Annotated in this window: 10 protein-coding genes; 8 read left to right on the top strand and 2 right to left on the bottom strand. The window is 65.3% G+C overall.

What is annotated here, in order from left to right:
* The first annotated feature begins 164 nt into the window (after positions 1-164).
* From EDD78_RS12880 to EDD78_RS12865, 4 genes are all read left to right on the top strand, one after another.
* Positions 165-1,535, top strand: a complete 1,371-nt coding sequence (locus EDD78_RS12880; protein ID WP_132085216.1) for an ABC transporter substrate-binding protein — start codon at positions 165-167, stop codon at positions 1,533-1,535.
* A gap of 126 nt (positions 1,536-1,661) precedes the next feature.
* Entirely contained in the window at positions 1,662-2,531 is an 870-nt protein-coding gene (locus EDD78_RS12875; protein WP_132085215.1) for a carbohydrate ABC transporter permease, read from the top strand.
* A complete protein-coding gene (locus EDD78_RS12870; RefSeq protein WP_079698584.1) occupies positions 2,531-3,361 on the top strand; it encodes a carbohydrate ABC transporter permease in 831 nt (276 codons plus the stop codon). Before EDD78_RS12875 ends, EDD78_RS12870 begins: the two co-directional genes overlap by 1 nt.
* Positions 3,362-3,385: 24 nt before the next feature.
* Positions 3,386-4,507, top strand: a complete 1,122-nt coding sequence (locus EDD78_RS12865) for an alcohol dehydrogenase catalytic domain-containing protein (RefSeq protein WP_132085214.1) — start codon at positions 3,386-3,388, stop codon at positions 4,505-4,507.
* Here the strand turns inward: EDD78_RS12865 and EDD78_RS12860 are convergent.
* Positions 4,504-6,273, bottom strand: coding sequence for a sensor histidine kinase (locus EDD78_RS12860; protein WP_132085213.1), 1,770 nt, complete (start codon positions 6,271-6,273; stop codon positions 4,504-4,506). The two genes, EDD78_RS12865 and EDD78_RS12860, sit on opposite strands and share 4 nt — an antisense overlap.
* 31 nt (positions 6,274-6,304) lie before the next feature.
* Positions 6,305-7,804: a response regulator transcription factor gene (locus tag EDD78_RS12855; RefSeq protein ID WP_132085212.1), complete on the bottom strand. Its 1,500-nt coding sequence runs from the start codon at positions 7,802-7,804 to the stop codon at positions 6,305-6,307.
* Positions 7,805-7,915: 111 nt separating this feature from the next.
* Here EDD78_RS12855 and EDD78_RS12850 point away from each other — a divergent pair, with 111 nt between their 5' ends.
* The 4 genes from EDD78_RS12850 (at position 7,916) to EDD78_RS12835 (ending at position 12,636) form a co-directional block, all read left to right on the top strand.
* Positions 7,916-8,884 (top strand): carbohydrate kinase family protein, encoded by a 969-nt coding sequence (locus tag EDD78_RS12850; RefSeq protein ID WP_165873233.1) that lies wholly within the window; start codon positions 7,916-7,918, stop codon positions 8,882-8,884.
* A complete protein-coding gene (locus EDD78_RS12845; protein WP_132085210.1) occupies positions 8,862-9,692 on the top strand; it encodes a class II fructose-bisphosphate aldolase in 831 nt (276 codons plus the stop codon). The genes EDD78_RS12850 and EDD78_RS12845 overlap by 23 nt, the downstream gene beginning before the upstream one ends.
* A 22-nt stretch (positions 9,693-9,714) precedes the next feature.
* Positions 9,715-11,145: an aldehyde dehydrogenase family protein gene (locus EDD78_RS12840; RefSeq protein ID WP_165873232.1), complete on the top strand. Its 1,431-nt coding sequence runs from the start codon at positions 9,715-9,717 to the stop codon at positions 11,143-11,145.
* Between the two features lie 108 nt (positions 11,146-11,253).
* The gene (locus EDD78_RS12835; RefSeq protein WP_132085208.1) at positions 11,254-12,636 is read left to right on the top strand and encodes an L-fucose/L-arabinose isomerase family protein; all 1,383 of its coding nucleotides are present in this window, start codon (positions 11,254-11,256) and stop codon (positions 12,634-12,636) included.
* The last annotated feature ends 115 nt before the right edge of the window (positions 12,637-12,751 follow it).

The raw sequence follows: 12,751 nt of genomic DNA, 5'->3' as shown, positions 1-12,751 counted from the left end.
ATAAAAATTTATATTTTACCAAAGAAAGGAAGAAATTGTCGTTTCCCATATGATTTTGAAAGATTTATAATATTTTTTATAGATTTTCACATGTTTTTGCAAATCCCGCTTCTCTATAATGAAATCACGGCAAACAAGCAGCTACAACGAAGGAGGAAAGCAAAATGAATAAACGGGCAATATCTCTTCTGATCGCGGCGGCCATCTGCGGGATCACCGTGCTGAGCGGCTGCCAGGTGACCACCAGCAGCGAATCGTCGTCCGAGGCGCCCGCTCCCGGGAGCGCACCCGCCCAGAGCGAGGAGAGCGAGGCCAGCGAGGCCCCCGCCGGCGACAAGATCGAATTCGAGCTCATGCACCTCATGCAGGAGTCGACCAAGCGCGCGGGCGTTGACGCCTGGTGCGCCTCGGTCAATGAGGAGCTGGGCGGCACGGTGGACTTCATCAACACCAGCCTGACCCAGTCCCAGTACAACACCACCATCAAGACCAGGCTGGCCGCCGGCAATCCGCCCCAGATGATCTGGGGACGCCCGGGCACCTACCCCGAAATTATCGCGGCCGGACATGCGCTCGATCTCAGCGACTGGGACTTCGTCGCCAAGATGAGCGAGGAAAACAAAAAGGCGGCCTGTGACCCGGAGACCGGCAAGGTCTACTCCATTAACTTCGACAAGCTCTATTTCATGATCTTCTACAACAAGGACATTTTTGAAAAGGAAGGGCTCGCGCCCCCGACGAGCCAGGAGGAGCTGATCGCCGTCTGCCAGCACTTCGCGGACAAGGGACAGTACGCCTTCGCGCGCGGCTACCAGCCGCCCAACGAGGTGCCCCTCACCGAGTTCAACGCCCGCATCCGCTGGCAGCTGATGAGTGAGGACCCGACCTTCTTTTTGGACGTGATGGCCGGCGAGCGGGTCCCCTCCTCCAGCGAGCACTGGGTCAGCGGCTGGTATTCCTGGGCCGATGTGCTGAGGTTCCCGCGCGAGGACGACATGGGCCGGGACGTGGACAAGATGTACCAGCTCTTCGCCAGCGGCGAGTACCCGATGTACACCAGCGGGACCTGGAGCATAGGCGAGGTCAAGAAGTATAACCCCGACATCAACATGGGCGCGCTGCCGATCTTCTCCCGCGAGGGCAACAAGGTCTGCGAGCAGATCGACGGCAGCATGATGGTCTCCTCCAAGGTCGCGGGGACCCCGGCCGAGGATGTGGCCCGCAAGCTGACCGACCACATCGTCTCGCCCGAGGGGGTCAGGGAGTGGATCGAGAACGCCCAGACCGTGCCGGCGACCGACGACCCGGTCGCGGCCACCATGGAGCCGGTCTTCGCGGACATCGCAACCTACCGTGAGAACGACCAGCTGGTCAACACCGGCTATATCTCGGACTTCACCGGCGAGTTCTGGACCAGGTGGGCCGAGCTGACCACCGAGTTCGCGGCGCTCGACGACTATTCCGATGCCTCGGTCGAGGCCTTCATCCAGAAGGTGGACGGCGAGTTCGCAGCGCTGGCCCAGAAGAACCAGTAATTATTAAAGCATTGGGGAGCGCCCGTTCGGCATCCTCGAAGGAGCGGGCGTCCCCGCCTGGGGACGCCCGCTTTCTGCCCCGGAGGGACCGGGGCGGGGTAATTTCCACACTGGGAGGTGTTCATTTTGAAACCACGTTCGTCCCTCGCCGCGCGCCAAAGGGCTGCAAACTTCTGCTTTCTCGCCCCGGCGTTGCTGCTCTTCGTGATCTTCATCCTGCTGCCCTTCATCCAGGGGATCCCGGTCTCGCTGACCAACTGGAACGGGGTGACCGTCGAGCATGGCGAATTTGTGGGGCTGCGAAACTATGTCAATATCTTTAAGCAGGGCGACTTCAACAAGGCGGCGGGGGTGACGCTGCTCTATACCCTGATCACCGTCACCTGCACCAACGTGCTGGGACTGCTGCTGGCACTGGGGGTCCAGCGCACGGGCAAGCTCAACAACTTCCTGCGCTCGATCTACTTCATGCCCTTCGTCATCAGCCTGATTCTGGCCGCCTATACCTGGCGCTACCTCTACAGCGACATCGTCAACATCGCTTTCGGGCTGCACAGCCCCCTGGGGTCGATGCGCTACGCCCTGCCCGCGGTGGCCGGGATCGCCGTCTGGCGGGACGCGGGCTATGCGATGGTGGTATACCTCGCGGGGCTGCAGATGGTCCCGCGCGACTACTACGAGGCCGCCGAGGTCGAGGGTGCCGGGGCGCCCACCCGCTTTTTTAAGATCACCCTGCCGCTGATCATGCCCTCGGTTACGGCCAACGTGGTGCTCACGCTGGCCTGGGGGCTCAAGCAGTTCGACCTGGTGATGGCGGCGACCGGCGGCGGGCCCGGCAAGGCGACCGAGACGCTGGCGGTGGTCATCTACAAAAATATCTTCGAGTTCATGCACGCCGGCTACGGGCAGGCGGCGGCCATCGTCTTCACCGTCTTCGTGGCGGCGGTCAGCTCGGCGGTCTCCTTCCTGCTGCGCAGAAGGGAGGTCGAGCTGTGATGGAGAAGCGTTCACGCGCCATTTACTGGCTGACCAGGGTGCCGCTGATTCTGGCGGCGCTGGTGGTGCTGCTCCCGTTCTATGTCTCGTTCGTCTACTCGGTCAAGAGCGCCAAGGAGATCGCCTTTACCGGCATGGCCTTCCCGACCATCATCCACCTGGAGAACTTTACCGACGCGATGGCGAAATCCAACTTCTGGCTGGCGATGAAGAACAGCTTACTCACCACCGTGCCCACCGTGCTGCTGCTGATCGTCGTGGCGCCGATGGCCGCCTATGTGCTGGGACGCAACACCTCAAGGGGCTACAACCTTCTCTACTCCCTCTTCATGGCGGCGCTGCTGATCCCTTTCCAGTCGATCATGATGCCCCTTTACAGCGACCTGCGCTCCCTCGGGCTGATCAACACGCCGCTCGGCTTCGTGCTGGTGCGCAGCGCCTTCGCACTGCCCTTTAACATCATGGTCATCACGGGGTTTGTCAAGAACGTCCCGCGTGAGATGGAGGAGGCCGCCAGGATCGACGGCGCGGGCGCCGCGCGGGTGTATTTTCGGATCGTCTTCCCGCTGCTGCGCCCGGTGGTGGCCTCGATGGTGGTCATCAACGCCCTGGACGCCTGGAACGATTTCCAGCTGGCGGTCATCTTCATGATGGACAAGAAGGCGCACACCCTGCCGGTCATGCTCTACAGCTTCTTCGGGCAATATTCGGTCGAGCTGGGGATGGCCTTCGCCACCACCACCCTGTCCATGATCCCGGTGCTGGCGTTCTACCTGCTCATGCAGCGGCACATCGTCTCGGGCGTCATGGCGGGCGCGGTTAAGGGCTAAACACGAGGAGAAAGGGAGGCGCCTATGCGGCAGATGATGGCGGCGGTGACCCACCGCGCGCGGGAAATGTCCCTGGAGAGGCGGCCGGGGCCGGTCCCCGGCCCCGGCGAGGTGCTGGTCAAGGTACGGCATGTCGGGATTTGCGGGAGCGACTTGCACTTTTACCGGCACGGCTTCGAGCGGGAAAACCTCTTCCCCAAAATCCTGGGGCATGAATGTTCAGGCGAGGTGGTCGCCTTCGGCGACCGCCTCGCCCAGGGAGTTGCCGCCGAAGGCGGCAACTCCACATGGGAGGATGCCGGTTTCGGCGACCACCTCGCCCAAGAAAGCAAAGTTTTGGACGGGCAGGGCAAGCCCCTCGCACCCGGCGACCTGGTGGCCGTCGAGCCGGGGGCGCCCTGCGGGGAGTGCGAGTGGTGCCGGCGGGGGGAATATAACCTCTGTCCCAATCTTCGCTTCCTCTCGGCCTTCCACGACGACGGGTGCCTGTGCGAGTACCTCGCCTTCCCGGCGCGCATGTGCCATAGGCTCCCGGCCGGGATGGACACCCTGTGCGGGGCCATGCTCGAGCCCTTCGCCGTCGGGCTGCACGCCGCCGCGCGCGCGGCGGCGGCCCCGGGCAAAAGCGCCGCCCTGGTCGGGGCGGGATGCATCGGGATCATGACGCTGCTCTCCCTGCGTCTGCACGGGGTGGAGGAGGTCTTCGTCCACGACCTGAGCGACTTCCGTCTGAAGCGCGCGCAGAGCCTCGGGGCCTTAAGCGCCGGGGACGGGGACTTCACCGCCGGGGTGCTGGAATGCACCGGCGGGCGGGGAGTGGACATCGCCGTCGACTGCACCGGCAGCGCGGCGGGAGCCTACAGCCTGCCCGGGCTCTGCCGGCGGGGCGGGGTCTGCGTGCAGGTCGGCAATATCGGGCACGACGCGCCCTTCGACTACTATAACTTTTACGAGAAGGAGCTGCAGCTGCGCGGGGTCTTCCGTTACCGGGGCTGCTACCCGGCGGCGATCGCCGCGGTGGCGGCCGGGCGGGTCGATCTGCGTGCGCTGGCGGACCGGGTGTTCCCCTTTACAGAGTCTCCCGGGGCGTTCGAGTACGCGCTCGCCCACAGCGAGGAGGCCCTCAAGGTGATGATCGAGTTTTAGTCCGCATAGGGGCGCAGCGGCAGGCGCACTTCGACCTTGGTGCCCGCCCCCGGCTTCGATTCGATAAAGAGGCCGTACCCCTCGCCGTAGCGCAGGCGGATGCGCTCCTGGACGTTATACAGCCCAATGTGGGCATGGTGCCCGCCCCCGGCGGGGCGGGGGACGAGCGCCTCGTCCGGCGGCAGCTCGAAGCCCGCGCCGTTGTCCACCACGGTGAGGACCAGGTCCCCCGCGCGCTCCTCGGCGTGGATCAGCACCTGGCCCACCCCGCTCTTGCGTTCGATCCCGTGCAGCACGGCGTTTTCCACCAGCGGCTGCAGCACGAAGGAGGGGGCCTCCATCCCCATCAGCCCGCTTGGCACGTCGTAGGTGAAGCCCACGTTCCCCTGGTAGATCTGCTCATAGAGGGTGGTGAACTTGGAGACATATTCCACCTCGTCGCGCAGGGGGGCCGCGGGGGCGGTGCGGCTCACGCTCGCGCGCAGCATGTCGGTGAGCATGATGATCATCGAGCTGATCTCCTCCTCCCCGCGCAGCAGCGCGAGGCTGGAGATCGAGTCGAGGACGTTGTAGAGAAAGTGGGGGTTATATTGGCTGCGCAGCGCGGCGTAGCGCGCCTCGAGCAGCCGGAGCTCCTGCGCCTTGCGGTCCTCCCGCTCGCTCGCGACCTGCTCGCCCAGGGCGATGATCCGCTCGCGCATGAAATCGAAGCGCAGCGCCAGCCGCCCGATCTCGTCGCGGCTGGTTGGCACCACCTTGCCCCCCCAGTCGCCGCTGGCGATGATGTCGATGTTCTTCATCAAAATGTCCACGTTCTCGGTCATGCTGCGGGAGATGAGCACCGCGATGAGCACCGCGAAGAGCAGCAGCACCCCGCACAGCAGGAAGATGGTGCGCAGGATGATCCGCAAATCCCGCGCGATGAAGCGGGTGTCGATCACGTTGACCAGCTTCCAGTCCTGCCGCCGGCTGCTCATGCCGGTGACGAGGTAACTCTCACCGCCGTAGTCGAGGGTGGAGAAGCTCGGCTCGCGCGTGCCGCCGCCCTGCAAATAGGTTTCATAGGCCAGGCGCTGCAGCGCGGGGTCGCCGGGCTCGACCGCGAAGATCGGCTCGCCCTGGGCGTTGTAAAAGGCGGTGGAGTCGATCGAGGAGTCCCGCACGTCCGAATAGAACCCCTCGAAGGCGCTGGCGGGGATCCCCACCACGATGGTCCCGAGGTCCTGCAAGTTTTGCGCGCTGATGATGGAGCGTCCCACCCGGATGGTGTCGCCGTCCTGGGTCCAGGAGCAGGAGCCGCGCAGGGCATAGAGCTCCTGCTGCAGCGCTGCCAAGTCGAGATCCGGCAGATCCTCCTTCGAGCGCTTGGTCAGCTCATAGAGCCGCCCGCCCCCGTCCATCAGCAGCACATAGTCGTAGTAGTCCGAGGCGTGCAGCAGGCTTTCGAGCTCGGCCACCAGGCGCTGGCGGTTGGAGAAGTCCTCCGTCGCCCCCTGCGCCGCGCCGAGCGCGCGCAGCAGGCCGGGGGACTGGGTTTGCAAAAACAGGGTGTCCTCGATGTCCTGGGTGCGCTGCTCCAGGCTCATGATCATCTGGGCGTTGGCCGCGTTGGTGTAGCGCAGCGCGAGGCTGCGGTTGATGTTGTAGCTCAGCGCATAGTTGGTCGCCCCGGTGACGGTGACCAGGGTCGCCATCACCAGCAAAAAGGAGACGAGCAGCTTGGTGCGCAAGCTCAGATCGAGGAAGCGGGAATAGAGGCATTTCATCGGGAAGGGCTCCTTTCCAAAGCGCGGAGGCTCAACAATTTTGCTGGCGGTACTCCTTGGGGGAGAGGCCGGTCTGCTTTTTAAAGACCTGGTAGAAGTAGGCGTAATCCCGGTAGCCCACCTGCTGCGACACCTGCTGCACCTGCAGCCTCACGTCGCGCAGCAGCTCCTTGGCGCGCTCGATGCGCACCCCGGTGAGCAGGTCGACGAACCCCTTGCCGGTCTGGCGCTTGATGAGGGTGCTCAGGTAGGCCGGGGCGAGGAAGAAGGTGTCGGCCAGGGTTTGCAGGGTGATCTCCTCCTGGTAGTGCGAGCCGATATAGCTAAGCGCCGCGCGCACCAGGGGGGAGCACTCCTCATACTGCTCCCGCTCCCGCAGCGGGGCCAGGAATTCTTCCAGGAACTGCGCGGCCTCCCCGGCACTGGAAAGATCCCGGATTTTGCGGATCACCTGCCGCGGCAGCTCTTTGTCCTTGTCCGGGCGCTCGCGCAACAGCGCCTGGCACAGCTGGATCAGGCAGTTTTGCATGGCGTAGATGCTCCCGGTGCTCTCGACGATCCCGCCCACGGCCGTCCGGGCGAGCGCTGCGGGCTCGCCCGGGGCGAGCAGCGATCGGCAAAGCCCGGCGATGTCCGGCGCTTCGGGCAGCTCGCCCTCCTCGCGCGCAGCGGCGAGGGAGACGGCCGCTTCGCCCCGCAGGCGCAGCGCCTCGGCCGCGCCCTTGGCGCGGTCGCAGCAGCCGTCGGCCTGGCGCAGCTCCTTCGCCGGACGGCTCAGGCCGATCTGGCACTCGCCCAGCTTCTGGCGCAGGGACCCCATAGCCTCGAGCGCGCGGGCGCAAAAGCGCTCGGGGGAAACGGGGCGTTCGCTCCACAAAAAGAGCTGGCGCTCGGGGGCGAGGTAGCATATTTTCAGCGAGTAGCCGCGCTCGAGCGCCGGTAGCAGCCCTTCGAGCGCGGGCACGCCCGGGATAATTAGCTTGGCCACGGCGTAGACGGCGGGGGCGATCCCGGCCTTTTGCAGGCGAAGGCGCAGCTCCTCTTCCTTCCCGGAGGAGTCGAGCAGCAGCGCAAAAAGCGCTTGTGCGCGCAGGGAGAGGCGCGAGCGGGAGAGCTCGGTATGCAGCGAGGAAAGCTCCTCCTTGGCTTCCTCCTCCTGCCGGATGAGGCCGACCGCCCGGCGCACCGCCTCGCAGAGCTCCTCGGTTTTCAGGGGCTTTAACAGGTAATCCACCGCACCCAGCTTTAAAAACGACTGGGCGTAGGCGAAGCTCTGGTAGCCGGTCACCGCGATCACCTTGGGCGGAGATGGGAGGGCGCTGAGGTTTTGCACCATTTCGATCCCGCTGTAGCCGGGCATGCGGATGTCGGTGACGACGATCTGGGGGCTCTCCCTGCGGATCAGCCGCTCGCCCTCCAGACCGTCCGGGGCCTCGCCCACCACCACGCAGCCGAGCGCCGCCCAGTCGATGGCGCGCAGGATCGCCTGGCGGGTGTAGTAGTTGTCCTCGATGACGGCGACACGGATCATAACGGCCTCCAATTGGTAGGATATACCAAAAATATTTAATACAATTCTGCGAATATGGTTAGCTTAGCCGAAAAAACAGAGCTTGTCAAATATCGGGAGAAGGTGTCGGAGATGGAAGAAAAATTGCAGGTGGTCTGCGCGGGCCACGCGGTGGTGGATGTGCTGCTCGATACGGTGCGCCCGTCCATGCTGGAGCATGACGGCCCGCTGCAGGGCGCCACGCTCGCGGCCGGCGGGGACGCGCTCAACGAAGCGCTGGCCCTGCGCCGGCTCGGGGTATCGGTGGGCTTCCTCGGCCAGCTGGGGGAGGATCTCGGCGGCGAGCTGCTGCTGACTCTGCTGCGCCGTGCCGGGGTAAACGTCGGTGCGGTGCGCCGCAGCGGGCGCACCACCCTGTCGGCCGTCAACCTGCTCCCCGGCGGGGAGCACCGGTTCTGGTCCTTCCAGAGCGGCGGCAACGCGCTGCAGGCCGACATGCTCGACGAGGGGATGATCGCGCGCGCCAAGGTGTTTTGCATCGGCAGCCTCATGCCCCATTCGGGGATGGACTTTCCGGGCCTCGGCGAGGTCTGCCGCCGGGCCAGGGCGCAGGGCGTGCTCACTGCGGCGGACGCCGTACTGCCGCCGGGGGACTACGACCAAAATGAGATGACGGCCCAGCTGCTGCCGGTGATCCGGCAGCTGGATTGGTTTTTGCCGAGTATCGGCGAGGCGTCGGTGCTCACCGGGGAGCGGGAGCCGCGCTTAGCGGCACGCGCCCTGCAAGCGGCGGGGGCGCGCGGGGTGGTCTTAAAGCTCGGCGCGCGGGGCTGCCTGCTGGCGGCGGGGGGACGGGAGCTCATGGTCCCCGCCTACCCGGTCCCGGTCGTGGACACCGTGGGCGCGGGGGACAACTTCGTGGCCGGTTTTTTGGCGGGGCTGTCCTTCGGCTGGAGCGATAGGCAATGCGCGCGGCTGGCCGCGGCGGCGGGGGCCCTGTCCACCACGGCGCATGGCGCCGCGGGCGGTCTTAAGGGCCTCGAACAGGCGATGAAACTGATGAAGGGGAGTAACGAAGATGAAACTGGTAACGCTTTCTGAAATCCTTGAGGGGACGCGGGCGGGGCATTATGCCGTGCCGCACATGAACGTGTTCGACCTGTCCATGCTGCACGGGGTGCTCGCGGCGGCCGAGGAGGCCCGCTCGCCCCTGATCGTGGCCTACGGCGAGGGCTTCTCGCCGGTGATGAAGCTCGAGGAGTTCCCGGGCATGGTGCGCTCGGTGGCGGAGCGCTACCATATCCCGGTGTGCATCCACCTCGACCATGCCTTTGAGCTTTCGCTCATCGAGCGGGCGGTAAAGTCGGGTTACACCTCGGTGATGCTCGACGTATCCAACCTCCCGCTGGAGGAGAACATCGCGCAGACGAAAAGGGCGGTTGGACTCTGCCGCCCGAAGGGGATTTCGGTGGAGAGCGAGCTCGGGCACGTCTCGGTGGGCGCCGTGCAAAACGACGGCGCGGCCTACACCGACCCGCAGGAGGCGGGCGAGTTCCTCGCGCGCACCGGGGTGGACGCGCTGGCCATCTCGATCGGGACGGCGCACGGGGTCTACACGGCGGTGCCGAACCTGCGTCTCGACGTGCTGGAACGGATCGCCGCCGCCACCGACAAGCCGCTGGTGCTCCACGGCGGGTCGGGCCTGACGGACGGGCAGTTTCACGCCTGTGTGCAGCGTGGGATTTGCAAGGTCAACATCCACACCGACCTGGCGCAGGCGGCGATCGGACGGGTGCGCCAGCGGGCCGCGGGGCTTAATTACCTGGAGCTCTGCGCCGAGGTGCAGCGGGCGGTGCATGACGAGGCGATGCACAAGATCGCCCTGTTCGGCAGCCAAAACAAAGCCTAGAGAACAGAAGGGAGAAACGAAGATGGAAATGCTTATCGGTGGAAAGAAATGCCCGGCGGCGGGCGGGGAGGTGCTCAATGCGATTAATCCCGCGACAGGCGAGGTGATCGGCACCTTCCCGAGCGCCGGGAAAGAGGATGTGGAGCGCTGCCTCACGCTGGCGCGGCAGGGGGCGGAGCGCTGGGGCGCGATGTCGATGGACGCGCGCACGGCGGTTTTGGAAAACGTGCCGCGGGTCTTTGAGGCGCACCGGGACGAGCTGTGCGCACTGCTCTGCGCCGAGATGGGCAAGCCGATCCGGCAGTGCGGCGAGGACCTGGACGTGACGGTGGAAATCTTTAAAAACCTCTGCGAGGAGGCGCGGCATCTCGCCGGCAGCTCGTTCATGGACCTGTCGGCGGCCGGCTGCATGGGCGACGTGCAGTTCACCCGCTACGAGCCGTTGGGGGTGGTGGCGTGCATAGCACCCTTCAACTTCCCCTTCGACACCCTGACCCAGAAGGTGGCCGCCGCGCTGGTCATGGGCAACAGCGTGGTCATCAAGCCCCCGACCGACGTGACCCTCTCGCTGATCCGCTACACCGAGCTGCTGATCGAGGCCGGCGTTCCGGGCGACGTTGCCCAGATCGTCACCGGCCATGGGGCGGACGTGGGGGACATGGTGGTGCGCTCAGAGAAGGTGGACGCGATTTCCTTCACCGGCTCGACCGAGGTGGGGATCGAAATCTGCCGCAATTCGGCGCTCTATCTGCACCGGATGATCATGGAGTTGGGCGGCAACGACCCGTTCGTCATCTTCGGAGATGCGGACCTGGATCACGCGGTGCAGGAGTGCTGGATGCGCCTGCGCAACTGCGGGCAGACCTGCTGCGCCTCCAAGCGGTACATCGTCCACAACTCGGTCAAGAACGCCTTTGCAGAGAAACTGGTCCAGTGGCTCACGGGCTTTAAAACCGGCGACCCGGCCGACCCGGCGACCGACGTTGGCACCTTGATCAACGAGCGCGCGGCCAAGGAGGTCGAGGAGCAGATCGCCCATACGGTGCGCCAGGGGGCGAAGCTCCTCTGCGGCGGGGAGCGCAAGGGCGCCTTCCTCACCCCGGCGGTGCTCGTGGACGTGACCCCGGACATGGACGTGGCCAAGGACATGGAGATCTTCGGGCCGGTCTTCCCGATCATCGGGTTCGATACCGAGGAGGAGGCGCTCGCACTCGCCAACCAGACCAGCTACGGCCTCAACGCCGGGTGCATGAGCGGGGATATGATCCGGGCGCTGCGGGTGGCCTCAAAGCTGCAGGCCGGGACGGTGGTGCTAAACGGCTGCTCGACCTGGCGCGGGCCGGAAATCCCGTTCGGCGGCTACAAGATGAGCGGCCTCGGGCGCGAGGGCGGGCGCTACAGCCTGCTGACCATGTCGCAGGAAAAAACGGTTGCGATCCGCTACGTGCGCTAGCGCGCCCGATATGCGCAATCATAGGGGTCGCCGAAGAGGCTAGTGCGCAATCATGGGGGTCACAGACCCCCATGATTGGATCATTTAAGACAAGAAAGGGTGTATCCGTTGTTTGGTGATTATAAAGTAGTGCTCGGTGTCGCCCCGACCCGGCGGGACGTTTTCCCGCCGCGCGAATACGCGCTCGAGAGCAAGGCGAAGGTGATGCCCAGGCTCTATGAAATCTTCGGTAAAATACCCGATCTCGAGGTGGTGGACCTTGAAGGGGTCTGCGAGGACGGACTGCTGATGGACCTCGGCGAGATCGATGCGGTGGTGCGCCGCTTCCGCGAGCGCGGGGTCAACGCGCTGTTCCTGCCGCACGTCAACTTCGGGCAGGAGGAGGCGGTGGCGAAGCTCGCCGCCGCGCTGGGGGTTCCCACCCTGCTGTGGGGAGCGCGCGACGACGCGCCGCCAGAAAACTATGCCACCCGCCACACCGATACCCAGTGCGGCCTGTTCGTCAGCGGCAAGGCGCTGAGCCGCCGGGGAATCCCCTTTTCCTACATCGAAAACTGCTGGCTGGACAGCCCGAAGCTGGAAAAGGGAATCCGGGACTTCCTGGGCGCCGCCACCGCGGCCCGGCGGCTGCGCGCGCTGCGGGTGGGGCAGCTCAGCGTGCGCCCGCGGCAGTTTTTGAGCGTGCGGGTGGACGAAAACCGGCTGTTGGAACGCTTTGGGATCGACGTGGTAGCCATCACCGGGGCCGAGGTGCTCGAAGAGGTCCAGGACGTGCTGCGCGCGCGGGACGGGGAGTTTGACGCCGTCGTGTGGGATATCTCGGAAAAGGCCGATTGCTCGGCCATAGACGGCGGGCAGCTCGACAAGATCGCGGCGCTCGAGTGCGCCTATCTGCGTCTGGCGAGGCGCTACAACCTCGACGCGCTGGCGGCCGACTGCTGGCACACCTTCCCGGATATGCTGGGGATCGTGCCCTGCTTCGCCAACGGCGACACCGCCGAAAAGGGCCTGCCCGTCGCCTGCGAGTGCGACATCCACGGCGCGGTCTCGGCGGCCCTGCTCTACGCCGTCAGCCGGGGGGAGGGGGTGCCCTTCCTGGCCGACCTGACCATCCGGCATCCGCAAAACGACAACGCCGAGCTGCTCTGGCACTGCGGGCCCTTCCCGAAATCGCTGTGCAAGTCCGGGGTCATGCCGGCGGTGGTGGACTGCAAAGGGCAATACGAGCTGCGGGGCGGCACGCTGACCCTCTGCCGGTTTGACGACGAGCGGGGGGATTACCGTCTCTTTGTCGAGAACGCCGCGGGCACCGACGGGCCGCCCACCGGCGGGAACTACCTCTGGATCGAGACGAACGATTGGCCCGCCTGGGAGCGCAAGCTGGTCTGCGGGCCGTACATCCACCACATCGCGGCCATCCACGGCGACTGGGCCGAACCCTTGCGGGAGGCCTGCCGCCTGATCGGGGGCCTGACCCCCGAGAGGGTCTGAGCAAGAAGGAGGGGACGAAGTGTTCCGAATTGACGAGTTAAAGAAGAAGCTGGAAAACGGTGGCCTGGCCATCGGGACGCATGTGAAATGGCGGGAGGCGAGCTTCAGCGAGCTG

The organism is Harryflintia acetispora, assembly GCA_004340125.1.
Classification (GTDB): Bacteria; Bacillota; Clostridia; order Oscillospirales; family Ruminococcaceae; genus Harryflintia; species Harryflintia acetispora.
Note: the sequence above shows the minus strand (reverse complement) of the source record. Positions and strands in the feature narration are given on the sequence as shown.

Coding starts and splice junctions, on each gene's coding strand:
- EDD78_RS12880 (WP_132085216.1), top strand. CDS start 165: ATGAATAAACGGGCAATATCTCTTCTGATCGCGGCGGCCATCTGCGGG.
- EDD78_RS12870 (WP_079698584.1), top strand. CDS start 2,531: ATGGAGAAGCGTTCACGCGCCATTTACTGGCTGACCAGGGTGCCGCTG.
- EDD78_RS12865 (WP_132085214.1), top strand. CDS start 3,386: ATGCGGCAGATGATGGCGGCGGTGACCCACCGCGCGCGGGAAATGTCC.
- EDD78_RS12860 (WP_132085213.1), bottom strand. CDS start 6,273: ATGAAATGCCTCTATTCCCGCTTCCTCGATCTGAGCTTGCGCACCAAG.
- EDD78_RS12855 (WP_132085212.1), bottom strand. CDS start 7,804: ATGATCCGTGTCGCCGTCATCGAGGACAACTACTACACCCGCCAGGCG.
- EDD78_RS12850 (WP_165873233.1), top strand. CDS start 7,916: ATGGAAGAAAAATTGCAGGTGGTCTGCGCGGGCCACGCGGTGGTGGAT.
- EDD78_RS12845 (WP_132085210.1), top strand. CDS start 8,862: ATGAAACTGGTAACGCTTTCTGAAATCCTTGAGGGGACGCGGGCGGGG.
- EDD78_RS12840 (WP_165873232.1), top strand. CDS start 9,715: ATGGAAATGCTTATCGGTGGAAAGAAATGCCCGGCGGCGGGCGGGGAG.